Source organism: Streptomyces sp. MUSC 14 (genome assembly GCF_001866675.1).
Taxonomy (GTDB): domain Bacteria; phylum Actinomycetota; class Actinomycetes; order Streptomycetales; family Streptomycetaceae; genus Streptomyces.
Genome location: NZ_MLYN01000100.1, coordinates 23,016 through 38,581 on the forward strand (window position 1 = coordinate 23,016; position 15,566 = coordinate 38,581).

A 15,566-nucleotide genomic window follows, 5' to 3' on the forward strand; every position below is an offset into this window, starting at 1 on the left:
GTTGAGGCACGTTTCAGGGAGCGGGTGCGCACAGTGTCCGGTGGAGAGGTGGCCGGGATCCTGGTGGCCGTCTTCTGGGCGATCCTGGTCTCCTTTCTCGCGGTGGCACTCGCGAGGCTGGCCCAGACGCTCAAGGCGACGACCAAGCTCGTGGCGGACGTGACCGACCAGGCCGTCCCGTTGCTCGCCGACGCCTCCCAGGCGGTGCGCTCCGCGCAGACCCAGATCGACCGCGTCGACGCGATCGCCACGGACGTCCAGGAGGTCACCTCGAACGCCTCCGCGCTGTCGACCACCGTCGCCTCCACCTTCGGCGGCCCGCTGGTCAAGGTCGCGGCCTTCGGCTACGGCGTGCGCCGGGCGCTGGGCGGCCGCAAGGAGGACGTGCCCGCGAAGGCGCCCCGGCGTACCGTGATCGTGGGCCGCACGGTCCCCGCCGCGCGACGCAAGCGGAAGTAAGGACTGAGACCGAGCGATGTTCCGCCGTACGTTCTGGTTCACCACCGGCGTCGCCGCCGGTGTGTGGGCCACCACCAAGGTCAACCGCAAGCTGAAGCAGCTGACCCCCGAGAGCCTGGCCGCCACCGCGGCCAACAAGGCCTTGGAGACCGGTCATCGGCTGAAGGACCGCGCGGTGGGTTTCGCGCTCGACGTCCGCGACGGCATGGCGCAGCGTGAGGCCGAGCTGGGCGAGGCACTGGGCATCGACCGGGCCCCCGAGCTCCCCGCCCCGCGGCACCTCGCCGCCATCGAGAACAACCACAGCACCGACCGCACCACACCGAAGTACATCGAAACCGTGATTTCTTCGCAGACGAAGTACTCGTACAACCGGAATGAGGACCACTGATGGAGTCGGCTGAGATCCGCCGCCGCTGGCTGAGCTTCTTCGAGGAGCGCGGGCACACCGTCGTCCCTTCGGCGTCGCTCATCGCGGACGACCCGACTCTGCTCCTCGTCCCCGCCGGCATGGTGCCGTTCAAGCCCTACTTCCTGGGCGAGGTCAAGCCGCCGTTCGACCGCGCCACCAGCGTGCAGAAGTGCGTGCGCACGCCCGACATCGAAGAGGTCGGCAAGACCACGCGGCACGGCACGTTCTTCCAGATGTGCGGCAACTTCTCCTTCGGCGACTACTTCAAGGAAGGCGCCATCAGCTACGCCTGGGAGCTGCTCACCAGCCCCCAGGACAAGGGCGGTTACGGCCTGGAGCCGGAGAAGCTCTGGATCACCGTCTACAAGGACGACGACGAGGCCGAGCGCATCTGGCACGAGGTCGTCGGGGTGCCGAAGGAGCGCATCCAGCGCCTCGGCATGAAGGACAACTACTGGTCCATGGGCGTCCCCGGCCCCTGCGGGCCCTGCTCCGAGATCAACTACGACCGCGGCCCCGAGTTCGGCGTCGAGGGCGGCCCGGCCGTCAACGACGAGCGGTACGTGGAGATCTGGAACCTCGTCTTCATGCAGTTCGAGCGTGGCGAGGGCATCGGCAAGGACAACTTCGAGATCCTCGGCGAGCTGCCGAGCAAGAACATCGACACGGGCCTCGGCCTGGAGCGCCTCGCCATGATTCTGCAGGGAGTGCAGAACATGTACGAGATCGACACCTCCATGGCCGTCATCGAGAAGGCCACCGAGCTGACCGGCGTCCGCTACGGCGACGCCCACACCTCGGACGTCTCCCTGCGCGTGGTCACCGACCACATGCGCACGTCCGTGATGCTGATCGGCGACGGCGTCACCCCCGGCAACGAGGGCCGTGGCTACGTCCTGCGCCGCATCATGCGCCGCGCCATCCGCAACATGCGCCTGCTCGGCGCCACCGGTCCGGTCGTCAAGGACCTGATCGACACCGTGATCCACATGATGGGCCAGCAGTACCCCGAGCTGATCACGGACCGCGAGCGCATCGAGAAGGTCGCCCTCGCCGAGGAGAACGCCTTCCTCAAGACGCTGAAGGCCGGCACCAACATCCTCGACACCGCCGTCACCGAGACCAAGCAGTCCGGTGGCACGATCCTCTCCGGCGACAAGGCCTTCCTGCTCCACGACACCTGGGGCTTCCCGATCGACCTCACCCTCGAAATGGCCGCCGAGCAGGGGCTGTCCGTGGACGAGGACGGCTTCCGCCGCCTGATGAAGGAGCAGCGGGAGCGTGCCAAGGCCGATGCCCAGGCCAAGAAGACCGGGCACGCGGGCGCCGGTGCCTACCGGGAGATCGCCGACAAGGTCGGCGAGACCGACTTCATCGGCTACAGCGACACCGAGGGCGAGTCCACGATCGTCGGCATCCTGGTCGACGGCGCCTCCTCGCCGGCCGCCACCGAGGGCGACGAGGTCGAGATCGTCCTCGACCGCACTCCGTTCTACGCCGAGGGCGGCGGCCAGATCGGCGACACCGGCCGGATCAAGGTCGACTCCGGTGCCGTCATCGAGGTCCGCGACTGTCAGAAGCCGGTCCCGGGGGTCTACGTCCACAAGGGCGTCGTCCAGGTCGGCGAGGTCACCGTCGGTGCCAAGGCCCTCGCCTCGATCGACAACCGCCGCCGCAAGGCCATCGCCCGCGCCCACTCGGCCACCCACCTGACCCACCAGGCCCTGCGCGACGCCCTCGGCCCGACGGCCGCCCAGGCCGGTTCCGAGAACCAGCCCGGCCGCTTCCGCTTCGACTTCGGCTCCCCGTCCGCCGTTCCCACGGCCGTGATGACCGACGTCGAGCAGAAGATCAACGAGGTGCTGGCCCGCGATCTCGACGTGCACGCCGAGATCATGGGCATCGACGAGGCCAAGAAGCAGGGCGCCATCGCCGAGTTCGGCGAGAAGTACGGCGAGCGGGTCCGCGTCGTGACCATCGGCGACTTCTCCAAGGAGCTGTGCGGCGGCACGCACGTGCACAACACCGCCCAGCTGGGCCTGGTGAAGCTGCTCGGCGAGTCGTCGATCGGCTCGGGTGTCCGCCGTATCGAGGCCCTTGTCGGCGTGGACGCCTACCACTTCCTCGCCCGGGAGCACACCGTCGTCGCCCAGCTCCAGGAGCTGATCAAGGGCCGTCCGGAGGAGCTTCCGGAGAAGGTCTCCGCCATGCTCGGCAAGCTGAAGGACGCCGAGAAGGAGATCGAGAAGTTCCGCGCCGAGAAGGTGCTCCAGGCCGCCGCCGGTCTCGCCGAGTCCGCCAAGGACGTGCGCGGTGTGGCGGTTGTCACCGGTCAGGTCCCGGACGGCACCACGCCGGACGACCTGCGCAAGCTGGTCCTCGACGTGCGCGGCCGCATCCAGGGCGGCCGGGCTGCCGTGGTCGCCCTGTTCACGGTCACGGGCGGCAAGCCGCTGACCGTCATCGCCACCAACGAGGCCGCCCGCGAGCGCGGCCTCAAGGCCGGTGACCTGGTGCGTACGGCCGCCAAGACCCTCGGCGGCGGCGGTGGCGGCAAGCCGGACGTGGCCCAGGGCGGCGGTCAGAACCCGGCCGCCGTCGGCGAGGCCGTGGACGCCGTCGAGCGCCTCGTCGCCGACACCGCCAAGTAACGGGCACGCAAGGAAACGGTCAGAAATGCGCAGAGGACGTCGACTCTCGATCGACGTCGGGGATGCCCGGATCGGGGTCGCCTCGTGCGACCCCGATGGGATCCTCGCCACACCGGTGGAGACGGTCCCCGGCCGGGACGTCCCCGCCGCCCACCGCCGGCTGCGACAGCTGGTGGAGGAGTACGAACCGATCGAGGTCGTCGTCGGACTCCCTCGCTCCCTCAAGGGGGGCGAGGGCCCGGCCGCGGTCAAGGTCCGAGCCTTCGCCCAGGAGTTGGCCAAGGGCATCAAGCCGGTGCCGGTCCGCCTGGTGGACGAGCGGATGACGACCGTGACGGCCAGCCAGGGACTGCGTGCTTCGGGGGTGAAATCGAAGAAGGGCCGCTCCGTCATCGACCAGGCCGCCGCTGTGATCATCCTCCAGCAAGCCCTCGAATCCGAACGGGTGTCAGGTAAAGCCCCCGGAGAGGGCGTCGAAGTGGTCATCTGATCGCGATACGGTAACGTTCCGCGCGATGTGCCGGTGTTCGAACAGCCGGGACACCAAGAAGAGGCGGAACGGACGCCGGCCCACCGGCCACGCGACCGCTCGGCCTCGCGGCTCTAGGGGATCGATGACTGAGTATGGCCGGGGCCAGGGCTCCGAACCGTGGCATCCGCACGACCCGTTGTACGGGGACGGCGGATGGGGAGGGCAGCAGCCGCACGACGGCTCGCAGCCCTACGGCGGCCAGCCGCAGCACTACCCCCAGCAGCCGCAGCAGCAGTACGGCGACTGGAGCCAGGGGCAGCAGCCCGGGTACGGCCACGGGCAGTACCCGTACTACGACGAGCAAGGTCAGCAGCAGTACGCCGGTCACGCCCAGCAGCAGTACCAGCAGCAGGGCGCCTGGGACGCGACCGGCGCCCACGGCCAGGTACCGTACACGCCCGATCCCGGCGACCCCTACGGCCGGCAGCCCGGTGCCTACGGCGGGGAACAGCCCGATCTCTACGGCACCGACGACGCCTACCCGCCGCCGGAGCCGCCCGGCCGCAGGCGCCCCGAGCTGGATCCGGAGCTTGATCCCGAGGCCGTGCCCGAAGAGGAGACCCACCCCTTCTTCACGGGCGCCGACGATGACGACGACGATGAGCACGAGCTCGCCGACCGGTCGACGAAGCGCGGCAAGGGAAAGAAACCGGCCAAGGGCAAGAAACGCCGCACCGGCTGCGCCTGCATGGTGGTCGTCCTGGTCTTCGGCGGCGGCCTGGGCGGAGTCGGGTATTACGGCTACAAGTTCTACCAGAACCGTTTCGGCACGGCCCCGGACTACGCGGGCAGCGGCAACGGCGAACAGATCACGGTCGTCATCCCCAAGGGCGCCGGCGGCTGGACGATCGGCGACAAGCTGAAGGAGGCGGGCGTCGTCGAGAGCGCGGCCGCGTTCGTCTCCGCGATGCAGGCGAATCCGGACGGCAAGACGCTCCAGGACGGCGTCTACACGCTGCAGAAGCACATGTCCGCCGCGAGCGCCGTGCAACTGATGCTCAGCCCGAAGAGCCGCAGCAACCTGATCATCGCCGAGGGCCTGCGCAACACGGCGGTCTACAACCTCATCGACGCGCGCCTCGGCGTGGCGGCGGGAACCACGGCGGGCATCGCCAAGAAGGAGTACAAGCAACTGGGCCTGCCCGCCTGGGCGCTGAACCACGCGAACCTCAAGGACCCGCTGGAAGGCTTCCTCTACCCCTCCAGCTACGCGGTGACCAAGGGCCAGAAACCCGAGGACGTCCTCAAGAGCATGGTGTCCCAGGCCAGCGCCAAATACCAGGAACTGGGCCTGGCGGACAAGGCCAAGGCACTGGGCCTCGACAGCCCCTGGCAGCTGCTCACCGTGGCGAGCCTGGCGCAGGCCGAGGGCACGAGCCACGACGACTTCCGCAAGATGGCCGAGGTCGTCTACAACCGCCTCCAGCCCGAGAACCCGCAGACGTACGGGCGGCTGGAATTCGACTCCACGTACAACTACGTGAAGAACCAGAGCAAGATCGACCTGAGCGTCACCGAGCTACGCAAGTACGACAACCCGTACAACACGTACTTCGTCAAGGGCCTGCCGCCGGGCCCCATCGACAACCCCGGTGAGGAGGCCATCCAGGGGGCGCTCAACCCGACGCACGACGGCTGGTACTACTTCATCTCGATGGACGGCAAGACCAGCCAGTTCACCAAGACGCTCGCCGAACACGAGAAGTTGGTCAACGAGTGGAACGCGTCCAGGAACAAGGGCTGAGAACAATCCATGGCAGTGAAGACGACTGACGCCCGCCGGGCGGCCGTTCTCGGCAAGCCGATCGGTCACTCCCTCTCCCCGGTGCTGCACCGCGCGGCGTACGACGAGCTCGGGCTCACCGAGTGGTCGTACGAGCGCTTCGAGGTCGACGAGGCCGCACTGCCGGGCTTCTTCGACACCCTCGGGCCGCAGTGGGCCGGCCTGTCCCTGACCATGCCGCTCAAGCGGGCGGTCATCCCGCTGCTGGACGAGATCAGCGACACGGCCGCCTCGGTCGACGCGGTCAACACCGTCGTGTTCACTAAGGACGGCCGCCGCCGCGGCGACAACACCGATGTCCCGGGCATGGTGGCCGCCCTGCGCGAGCACGGCATCGCTCAGGTCGACTCCGCGGCGATCCTCGGCGCCGGCGCCACCGCCTCCTCCGCCCTCGCCGCCCTCGCCCGGATCTGCACCGGCGAGATCACCGTCTACGTCCGCAGCGGGGCCCGCGCCGCAGAGATGCGCCAGTGGGGCGAACGGCTCGACGTGGACGTCCGTACGGCGGACTGGGCCGACGCCGGGCAGGCGCTGCACGCCCCGCTGGTCGTCGCCACCACGCCCGCCGGTACCACCGACGCCCTGGCCACCGCCGTCCCCGAGCGCCCCACGACCCTCTTCGACGTGCTCTACGACCCCTGGCCCACCGAGCTGGCGGCCCGCTGGTCCATGTTCGGCGGCGCCGTCGTCAGCGGCCTCGACCTGCTGGTCCACCAGGCCGTCCTCCAGGTCGAGCAGATGACCGGCCGCTCCCCGGCGCCCCTGGAGGCCATGCGGCACGCCGGTGAGAAGGCGCTCGCCGCGCACTGAGCGCCCGCGCGCCCGCTCGCGCGTCCGCTTGCTGGACCGGCGGCCGGACAACGGCACCGGACGTGGGAGGATCAGAGGTGGCGTACCGGGGTCGCGCACCCGGTGACGCCGTCGCCGTACGCGAGGATGCGCGTACGCAGGGCAGTACCGGGCGCGAGCACTGAGGAGCAGACCGTTGAGCAGGCTGCGTTGGCTGACCGCGGGGGAGTCCCACGGTCCCGCACTTGTCGCGACGCTGGAGGGCCTTCCCGCCGGCGTGCCGATCACCACGGAGATGGTGGCGGACCACCTCGCGCGGCGGCGGCTCGGTTATGGCCGCGGTGCGCGCATGAAGTTCGAGCGGGACGAGGTCACCTTCCTGGGCGGCGTCCGGCACGGACTGACCCTCGGCTCCCCGGTCGCGATCATGGTGGGCAACACCGAGTGGCCCAAGTGGGAGCAGGTCATGGCGGCCGACCCGGTCGACCCCGAGATCCTCGCGGGCCTGGCCCGCAACGCGCCGCTGACCCGGCCCCGCCCCGGTCACGCCGACCTCGCCGGCATGCAGAAGTACGGCTTCGACGAGGCCCGCCCGATCCTTGAGCGAGCCTCCGCCCGCGAGACCGCCGCCCGGGTGGCGCTCGGCGCGGTCGCCCGGTCGTACCTGAAGGAGACGGCGGGCATCGAGATCGTCTCGCACGTGGTCGAGCTGGCCTCCGCCAAGGCCCCGCAGGGCGTCTACCCGACCCCGGCCGACGTCGGGAAGCTGGACGCCGACCCGGTGCGCTGCCTGGACGCGGACGCCTCGAAGGCGATGGTCGCCGAGATCGACCAGGCCCACAAGGACGGCGACACCCTCGGCGGCGTGGTCGAGATCCTGGCCTACGGCGTGCCGGTGGGCCTCGGCTCGCACGTGCACTGGGACCGCAAGCTGGACGCCCGCCTCGCGGGCGCCCTCATGGGCATCCAGGCGATCAAGGGCGTCGAGATCGGCGACGGCTTCGAGCTGGCACGGGTGCCGGGCTCGCAGGCGCACGACGAGATCGTGAAGACCGACGAGGGCATCAGGCGCGTCTCCGGCCGTGCCGGCGGCACCGAGGGCGGCCTGAGCACCGGCGAGCTGCTGCGCGTGCGTGCCGCGATGAAGCCGATCGCGACCGTGCCGCGCGCCCTGAAGACGGTCGACGTGACCACCGGCGAGGCCACCCAGGCCCACCACCAGCGCTCCGACGTCTCCGCGGTGCCGGCCGCCGGCATCGTCGCCGAGGCCATGGTGGCGCTGGTGCTGGCCGACGCGGTCGCGGAGAAGTTCGGCGGCGACAGCGTGGCCGAGACCAGCCGCAACGTCCGCTCGTACCTCGACAACCTCCACATCCGGTGAGCAGCGTGCCTGCGATCGTGCTGGTCGGCCCGATGGGTGTCGGCAAGTCCACCGTCGGACAGCTGCTCGCCGAGCGCCTCGGCCTCGGCTACCGGGACACCGACGACGACATCGTCGCCGAGCAGGGCCGGAGCATCGCCGAGATCTTCGTCGACGATGGCGAGCCCGCCTTCCGGGCGATCGAGAAGCTGGCGGTCGCCACCGCTCTCGCCGAGCACGAGGGCGTCCTCGCGCTCGGCGGCGGCGCCGTCCTCGACGTGGACACCCGCGCGCTGCTCTCCGGGCAGCGCGTGGTCTACCTGTCGATGGACGTGGAGGAGGCGGTCAAGCGCACCGGCCTGAACGCCGCCCGCCCGCTGCTCGCGGTCAACCCGCGCAAGCAGTGGCGCGAGCTGATGGAGGCCCGGCGGCACCTGTACGAGGAGGTGGCCTCCGCCGTCGTCGCCACGGACGGCCGCACCCCCGAAGAGGTCACGCAAGCGGCCCTGGACGCACTGGAGTTGAAGAAGGCATGAGCGAGGCAGTCACCCGGATCCAGGTCGCCGGCACGGCGGGCACCGAGCCGTACGAGGTGCTGGTCGGCCGCCAACTGCTGGGCGAGCTGGGCGGGTTGGTCGGCCCCAAGGCCAAGCGGGTCGCGGTGATCCACCCGGAGGCGCTGGCCGAGACCGGTGACGCGCTCCGCGCCGACCTGGCCGAGCAGGGCTACGAGGCGATCGCCGTCCAGGTGCCGAACGCGGAGGAGGCGAAGACCGCAGAGGTCGCCGCCTACTGCTGGAAGGCGCTCGGCCAGTCGAACTTCACCCGCACCGACGTGATCGTCGGCGTCGGCGGCGGCGCGACGACCGACCTCGCCGGATTCGTCGCCGCCACCTGGCTGCGCGGGGTGCGCTGGATCGCCATCCCCACCACCGTGCTCGCCATGGTGGACGCCGCGGTCGGAGGCAAGACCGGCATCAACACCGCCGAGGGCAAGAACCTCGTCGGCGCCTTCCACCCGCCGGCCGGCGTGCTGTGCGACCTCGCCGCGCTCGACTCGCTCACGGTCAACGACTACGTCTCCGGGCTCGCGGAGGTCATCAAGGCCGGTTTCATCGCCGACCCGGTGATCCTCGAACTGATCGAGTCCGACCCCGAGGGTGCCCGCAGCCCGGCGGGACCGCACACCGCCGAGCTGATCGAGCGCGCGATCCGGGTCAAGGCCGAGGTCGTCTCCTCCGACCTCAAGGAGTCGGGCCTGCGGGAGATCCTCAACTACGGCCACACGCTCGGCCACGCCATCGAGAAGAACGAGCGCTACACGTGGCGGCACGGCGCCGCGGTCGCCGTCGGCATGCACTTCGCCGCGGAACTGGGCCGTCTGGCGGGCCGGTTGGACGATGCGACGGCGGACCGCCACCGCACGATCCTCGAAGCCGTCGGCCTCCCGCTGCACTACCGCTACGACCAGTGGCCCAAGCTGCTGGAGACGATGAAGGTCGACAAGAAGTCCCGCGGCGACCTGCTGCGGTTCATCGTCCTCGACGGCCTGGCCAAGCCGACGGTGATGGAGGGCCCGGACCCGGCCGTCCTGCTCGCCGCCTACGGCGAGGTCGGACAGTAAGTACCCGACTGTTCCGTCCGTCCTCTTCCCGACCTCGACTTCCTTTGCGGAACGGGCACTTCGGGCCGCCCCCGGCCGTTTCACCAAACGACGGCCGGGGACGGTACCGTTCGGTGAACCAGCGGGGCGCACCCCCGCGACCAGCACCGATGGCCTGACGCTCGCCTGTCGCGCGTGAGCGGCGGCCGAGCCGAGGACGATGAGACGGAGTGGCAACGGATGCAGCACGCAGTGGGATCTCCGCTGCCGCCGCCCCACCGGCCGGGGCAGGGGCCGCACGCCGGCTGGGCGTCGGCCGCACACCCCCACCCGGGTCCGCACCCGGGCGCCGTCCCCGTGCCCGCGCCACCGGGCTTCCCGGCCCCGACCGGCGCCGTCCCGCCCGCACCCCCGCAGCCTCCCGCGCCCCAGCCCCCGGTCGTGCACCCCCCGGCCCCGCAGCACACCGCGGCGCCGCCCGCCCCCGAGACCACCGGCCATGTGCCGCTGCCGCCCGGCGGACCGGTCGGCGTGCCCACGGCACCCCCCGCGCAGGCCGCGGTGCCCGACCCGACGACCACGACCCTGGCCGTCCTGCTGATCGGCCCGGCGGGCGCGGGCAAGACCAGCGTCGCCAAGTTCTGGGCGGACCACCGCCGGGTGCCCACCGCGCACATCAGCCTGGACGACGTCCGCGAATGGGTCCGCTCCGGCTTCGCCGACCCCCAGTCCGGCTGGAACGACAACTCCGAGGCTCAATACCGCCTCGCCCGCCGCACCTGCGGCTTCGCCGCCCGCAACTTCCTCGCCAACGGCATCTCCTGCATCCTGGACGACGCGGTGTTCCCGGACCGCCCGGTCGTGGGCCTCGGCGGCTGGAAGAGGCACGTCGGCCCCGGCCTGCTCCCGGTCGTCCTCCTGCCGGGCCTGGACATCGTCCTGGAGCGCAACGCCGAGCGCTCCGGCAACCGCCGTCTCACCGACGAGGAGGTGGCCCGCATCCACGGCCGCATGGCCGGCTGGTACGGCTCGGGGCTGCCGATCATCGACAACTCCCAGCTGGACGTCCCGGGCACGGCCCGCGTGCTGGACGAGGTCCTGGCGCGGGCGATCGCGAGCCCGCCGAGCTGGTAGCCCTCCCGCGCAGGGCCCCGCACCCCACTCGGCCGTTCTCAAATCGGCACAACCGCAGCAAAACTTCTACGCTCGTCTCATGTCAGAGGTGTACGCGACCCGCCGATCCCGGCTGAGAGACCACTTCACCGCGGCCGGCACCGCGGCAGCGCTCGTCACCCGTCCGGCGAACGTGCGCTATCTCGCCGCCGCGGCCCCGCGGGGTTCCGCGCTGCTGCTCGGCAGACGCGAGGACCTCCTCGTCTGCGCCTGTCCGCCCGACGACCGCGTGGGCGACGGCCGCCCCGACGAGAACCTGCGCCTGTACGTCCTCCCGTCGAGCGGCGCCGGTGCCGACGGCGACGCGGCGGTCGGGGCGGCGGAACTCGCCGTGGGCCAGGACGCCGACTCCCTGGCCGTGGAGGAGCACCACCTCACGGTGGCCCGGCACCGGGCCGTCTCCTCCGTCGCCCCGGCGCTGCGCCTCACCGACCTCGGCGGAGCCGTCGAGCAGCTCAGGGTGGTCAAGGACGAGGAGGAGATCTCCTGTCTGCGCATCGGCGCCGAGATCGCCGACCAGGCCCTCGGCGAGCTGCTGGAATCCATCCTGGTCGGCCGCACCGAACGGCATCTCGCGCTGGAGCTGGAGCGCCGGCTGGTCGACCACGGGGCCGACGGCCCGGCCTTCCCCACCTCAGTGGCCACCGGTCCGCACTCCGGCCGGCGCGGGCACCGGCCCACCGACCGGCGCGTGGAGGAGGGTGATTTCCTCAGCGTGTCCTTGGGCGCGGCCTATCGCGGCTACCGCTGCGAGATCGGCCGTACGTTCGTGATCGGCACGTCGCCCGCCGACTGGCAGGTCGAGCTGTACGACCTGGTCTTCTCCGCCCAGCGCGCCGGGCGCGAGGCCCTGGCCCCCGGCGCCGCCTGCCGCGACGTGGACCGCGCGGCACGCCACGTACTGGACTCGGCCGGCTACACGGAGGCCCTGCCTCCGCTCACCGGACACGGTGTCGGACTCGAAATCGACGAGGACCCGCAGTTGGCGCCCTCGGCCATGGGTAAACTGGACGCTTGCGTGCCGGTCACCGTCGAACCGGGGGTCCACCTCCCGGGCCGGGGCGGTGTCCGGATCGATGACACGCTCGTCGTGCGCCCCGAGGCGGACGGCGGACCCGAGCTACTCACCATCACGACCAAGGAGCTGCTCGCGCTGTAGCGCGTGCCCCCGGGTCGTACGTCAGTCCAGGAGATTCCGCAACCGTGGCTTCCACGAACGACCTCAAGAACGGTTTGGTGCTCAAGCTCGAAGGCGGCCAGCTCTGGTCCGTCGTCGAGTTCCAGCACGTCAAGCCCGGCAAGGGCCCGGCCTTCGTGCGCACCAAGCTGAAGAACGTGCTGTCCGGCAAGGTCGTCGACAAGACCTTCAACGCCGGCGTCAAGGTCGAGACCGCCACTGTCGACAAGCGCGACATGCAGTTCTCGTACATGGACGGCGAGTACTTCGTCTTCATGGACATGCAGACCTATGACCAGCTCATGATCGACCGGAAGGCCGTCGGCGACGCCGCCAACTTCCTGATCGAGGGCTTCGAGGCCACCGTCGCCACGCACGAGGGCGAGGTGCTCTTCGTCGAGCTGCCGGCCGCCGTCGAGCTGGTCATCGAGCACACCGAGCCGGGCGTCCAGGGCGACCGCTCCACCGGCGGCTCCAAGCCCGCCAAGCTGGAGACCGGCTACGAGATCCAGGTCCCGCTCTTCATCACCACCGGTGAGAAGATCAAGGTCGACACCCGCACGGGCGACTACCTCGGCCGGGTGAACAGCTAACCGTGGCTGCCCGCAACACGGCCCGCAAGCGCGCCTTCCAGATCCTCTTCGAGGGTGACCAGCGCGGCGCCGACGTCCTGACGGTCCTCGCCGACTGGGTCCGGCTGTCCCGGTCCGACACCCGGCAGCCGCCGGTCAGTGAGTACACGATGCAGCTGGTCGAGGGCTACGCCGAGCACGCGAGGCGCATCGACGAGCTGATCGCCCAGTACGCGGTCGGCTGGACGCTCGACCGGATGCCGGTCGTGGACCGCAACATCCTGCGGCTGGGCGCGTACGAGCTGATCTGGGTCGACGGGACCCCGGACGCCGTCGTCCTGGACGAGATGGTGCAGCTGGCGAAGGAGTTCTCCACGGACGAGTCGCCCTCGTTCGTGAACGGCCTGCTGGGCCGTCTGAAGGAGCTCAAGCCGTCTCTGCGCCGGGACGAGGCGTAGAGCCCGTACGACACGCCGGAGGGCCCACAGCGCGCCGCTGTGGGCCCTCCGGCGTTCCTGTGCCTGTGCCTCCGCAGGCCCGCAGACCGCACACGCGAAACGCCGTCGGGGCAGCCGGAACCGCAAAGTTCCGGCCACCTCGACGGCACGTTTCTGCGCAGGTGTGAAGCGGCTCAGGCGTCTTCGTGCGAGGCCACCGCGCGGCGCGCGTCCGCGTCCAGCACACCCCAGCTGATCAGCTGCTCGGTCAGGACCGAGGGGGACTGGTCGTAGATGACGGCGAGCGTGCGCAGGTCGTCCTGGCGGATCGAGAGCACCTTGCCGTTGTAGTCACCGCGCTGGGACTGGATCGTCGCCGCGTAACGCTGGAGCGGGCCCGCCTTCTCGGCCGGCACGGTGGCCAGCCGCTCCAGGTCCAGGACCAGCTTCGGCGGGGGCTCGGCGGCGCCGCCCGGCGTCGTACCCGGCAGGAGCTCCTGGACCGGGACACCGTAGAAATCGGCCAGCTCGGCGAGCCGCTGTACGGTCACCGCACGGTCGCCACGCTCGTAGGACCCGACCACCACGGCCTTCCAGCGCCCCTGGGACTTCTCCTCGACACCGTGGAGGGAAAGGCCCTGCTGGGTGCGGATGGCCCGGAGCTTGGCCCCGAGCTGTTTGGCGTATTCGCTGGACATATAGCTCCCCGGACACTGTGTCGACGCGGCCGACTGGGTTGTCCACCGCGCGGCTGGTAACTCACTGTGAGGTTACGCAGCGTGACTCTTGCGCGTCAAGCCGAATGGTCCACACCGACTCTTCCGTGCTCACGGCAGCCGGTTGGGCCAAGCGGGTGAATGAGGGGGTGGTCGGGGTCCTCCCCATGACCTGCTACGGTAGATGGCGCAAATCCGACGTCCTTTAAGATCCGTCCCGTGAGGCGGAGAAGGGGGTCCGTTTCGTATGGACAAGCACGACTCGCCCGCCACCGCGCAGGCCTCCGATGCACGGCCCGTTCTCGAAGGTCCCGACATCGCGCGGGTGCTGACCCGCATCGCCCACGAGATCGTCGAGCGCGCCAAGGGCGCCGACGACGTGGTGCTCCTCGGCATCCCCACCCGCGGCGTCTTCCTCGCCCGGCGGCTCGCCGTCAAGCTGGCACAGATCACCGAGCGCACGATCCCGGTCGGCTCGCTCGACATCACCATGTACCGCGACGACCTGCGCATGCACCCGCCGCGCGCGCTGGCCCGCACCGAGATCCCCGGTGACGGCCTCGACGGCAAGCTGGTCGTCCTCGTCGACGACGTGCTCTTCTCCGGCCGTACGATCCGTGCCGCCCTCGACGCCCTGAACGACATCGGGCGCCCCCGCGCGGTGCAGCTCGCGGTCCTGGTCGACCGGGGCCACCGCGAACTGCCGATCCGCGCCGACTACGTCGGCAAGAACCTCCCCACGTCGCTGCGGGAGACGGTCAAGGTCCAGCTCGCCGAGGAGGACGGTCGCGACACCGTGCTGCTCGGTGTCAAGCCGGCCGACCAGTAGCACGTCAGGCGCGCACGCCCGCTTCGGCGTACCCGCGCACGCGCCCGACTGCCCCAATCCTCCCGATTGAACTGCCTTACGGAGCCTGACAGATGCAGCGTCATCTCATCTCGGCCGCCGACCTCACCCGCGACGACGCCGTCCTGATCCTCGACACCGCCGAGGAGATGGCCCGGGTCGCCGACCGGCCGATCAAGAAACTGCCGACCCTGCGCGGCCGCACGGTCTGCAACCTCTTCTTCGAGGACTCGACCCGGACCCGGATCTCCTTCGAGGCCGCCGAGAAGCGCCTCTCCGCCGACGTGATCAACTTCGCGGCCAAGGGGTCGAGCGTCTCCAAGGGCGAGTCCCTCAAGGACACCGCGCAGACGCTGGAGGCGATGGGCGTCGACGCCGTCGTCATCCGGCACGGCGCCTCCGGCGCCCCGTACCGCCTCGCGAACTCCGGCTGGATCGACGCGCCCGTCATCAACGCCGGCGACGGCACCCACCAGCACCCCACCCAGGCCCTGCTGGACGCGTTCACCATGCGCCGCCGGCTGATCGGCCGTGACGCCGGCCTCGGCAAGGACCTCGCGGGCAAGCGCGTCACCGTCGTCGGCGACGTCCTGCACAGCCGTGTCGCCCGCTCCAACGTCGACCTGCTGCACACGCTCGGCGCCGAGGTCACCCTGGTCGCCCCGCCCACCCTGGTGCCGGTCGGCGTCGAGACCTGGCCCTGCGAGGTGTCCTACGACCTCGACGCCGTCCTGCCGAAGTCCGACGCGGTGATGATGCTCCGCGTCCAGCGCGAGCGGATGAACGCCGCCTTCTTCCCCACCGAGCGCGAGTACTCGCGGCGCTACGGCCTCGACGGCGAGCGCATGGCGAAGATGCCCGGGCACGCCATCGTGATGCACCCCGGCCCGATGGTCCGCGGTATGGAGATCACCGCCGAGGTCGCCGACTCCGACCGCTGCACGGTCGTCGAGCAGGTCGCCAACGGCGTCTCGATCCGGATGGCCGTCCTGTACCTGCTGCTCGGCGGCAACGAGCCCGCCGTCACCCACGCCCGCACCACCGAGGAGAAGTAA

General features: G+C 70.6%; 16 protein-coding genes. 15 read left to right on the forward strand and 1 reads right to left on the reverse strand.

The annotated features are described in order from the left end of the window. Nucleotides 1–24 precede the first annotated feature (24 nt). The 13 genes from BIV25_RS44365 to nusB all read left to right on the forward strand — a co-directional run bounded on the left by BIV25_RS44365 (nucleotide 25) and on the right by nusB (nucleotide 12,969). Entirely contained in the window at nucleotides 25–459 is a 435-nt protein-coding gene (locus BIV25_RS44365; protein WP_177235645.1) for a DUF948 domain-containing protein, read from the forward strand. A 16-nt stretch (nucleotides 460–475) separates the two neighbouring features. Beyond that, nucleotides 476–850 (forward strand): hypothetical protein, encoded by a 375-nt coding sequence (locus BIV25_RS44370; RefSeq protein ID WP_071378281.1) that lies wholly within the window; start codon nucleotides 476–478, stop codon nucleotides 848–850. Next, nucleotides 850–3,522: an alanine--tRNA ligase gene (gene alaS, locus BIV25_RS44375; protein WP_071378282.1), complete on the forward strand. Its 2,673-nt coding sequence runs from the start codon at nucleotides 850–852 to the stop codon at nucleotides 3,520–3,522. Before BIV25_RS44370 ends, alaS begins: the two co-directional genes overlap by 1 nt. A gap of 25 nt (nucleotides 3,523–3,547) precedes the next feature. Next, a complete protein-coding gene (ruvX, locus tag BIV25_RS44380) occupies nucleotides 3,548–4,012 on the forward strand; it encodes a Holliday junction resolvase RuvX (RefSeq protein ID WP_071378283.1) in 465 nt (154 codons plus the stop codon). Between the two features lie 124 nt (nucleotides 4,013–4,136). Beyond that, nucleotides 4,137–5,798, forward strand: a complete 1,662-nt coding sequence (gene mltG / locus BIV25_RS44385) for an endolytic transglycosylase MltG (RefSeq protein WP_177235646.1) — start codon at nucleotides 4,137–4,139, stop codon at nucleotides 5,796–5,798. A gap of 9 nt (nucleotides 5,799–5,807) precedes the next feature. Then, a complete protein-coding gene (locus BIV25_RS44390; RefSeq protein WP_071378284.1) occupies nucleotides 5,808–6,647 on the forward strand; it encodes a shikimate dehydrogenase in 840 nt (279 codons plus the stop codon). Nucleotides 6,648–6,822: 175 nt separating this feature from the next. Continuing rightward, on the forward strand, nucleotides 6,823–8,007 hold the full coding sequence (gene aroC, locus BIV25_RS44395; RefSeq protein ID WP_071378285.1) for a chorismate synthase: 1,185 nt from the start codon (nucleotides 6,823–6,825) through the stop codon (nucleotides 8,005–8,007). 32 nt (nucleotides 8,008–8,039) lie between these two features. Further along, on the forward strand, nucleotides 8,040–8,522 hold the full coding sequence (locus BIV25_RS44400) for a shikimate kinase (RefSeq protein WP_107486710.1): 483 nt from the start codon (nucleotides 8,040–8,042) through the stop codon (nucleotides 8,520–8,522). Then, the gene (gene aroB, locus BIV25_RS44405; RefSeq protein ID WP_071378287.1) at nucleotides 8,519–9,610 is read left to right on the forward strand and encodes a 3-dehydroquinate synthase; all 1,092 of its coding nucleotides are present in this window, start codon (nucleotides 8,519–8,521) and stop codon (nucleotides 9,608–9,610) included. Before BIV25_RS44400 ends, aroB begins: the two co-directional genes overlap by 4 nt. A gap of 219 nt (nucleotides 9,611–9,829) precedes the next feature. Beyond that, on the forward strand, nucleotides 9,830–10,723 hold the full coding sequence (locus BIV25_RS44410) for a Pro-rich N-terminal domain-containing protein (protein WP_071378288.1): 894 nt from the start codon (nucleotides 9,830–9,832) through the stop codon (nucleotides 10,721–10,723). Between the two features lie 79 nt (nucleotides 10,724–10,802). After that, nucleotides 10,803–11,921 carry an aminopeptidase P family protein gene (locus tag BIV25_RS44415; RefSeq protein ID WP_071378289.1) on the forward strand — a complete coding sequence of 373 codons (1,119 nt, stop codon included), beginning with the start codon at nucleotides 10,803–10,805 and terminating at the stop codon, nucleotides 11,919–11,921. Between the two features lie 44 nt (nucleotides 11,922–11,965). Then, nucleotides 11,966–12,532: an elongation factor P gene (efp, locus tag BIV25_RS44420; protein WP_071378290.1), complete on the forward strand. Its 567-nt coding sequence runs from the start codon at nucleotides 11,966–11,968 to the stop codon at nucleotides 12,530–12,532. Between the two features lie 2 nt (nucleotides 12,533–12,534). Then, nucleotides 12,535–12,969 carry a transcription antitermination factor NusB gene (gene nusB / locus BIV25_RS44425; RefSeq protein WP_071378291.1) on the forward strand — a complete coding sequence of 145 codons (435 nt, stop codon included), beginning with the start codon at nucleotides 12,535–12,537 and terminating at the stop codon, nucleotides 12,967–12,969. A 173-nt stretch (nucleotides 12,970–13,142) separates the two neighbouring features. Here the strand turns inward: nusB and bldD are convergent, their stop codons facing one another. Next, entirely contained in the window at nucleotides 13,143–13,646 is a 504-nt protein-coding gene (gene bldD, locus BIV25_RS44430) for a transcriptional regulator BldD (protein ID WP_006131213.1), read from the reverse strand. Nucleotides 13,647–13,911: 265 nt separating this feature from the next. Between bldD and pyrR the strand changes: the two genes are divergently transcribed. Beyond that, a complete protein-coding gene (pyrR, locus tag BIV25_RS44435) occupies nucleotides 13,912–14,493 on the forward strand; it encodes a bifunctional pyr operon transcriptional regulator/uracil phosphoribosyltransferase PyrR (protein WP_071378292.1) in 582 nt (193 codons plus the stop codon). A gap of 92 nt (nucleotides 14,494–14,585) precedes the next feature. Next, nucleotides 14,586–15,566, forward strand: a complete 981-nt coding sequence (locus tag BIV25_RS44440; RefSeq protein WP_071378293.1) for an aspartate carbamoyltransferase catalytic subunit — start codon at nucleotides 14,586–14,588, stop codon at nucleotides 15,564–15,566.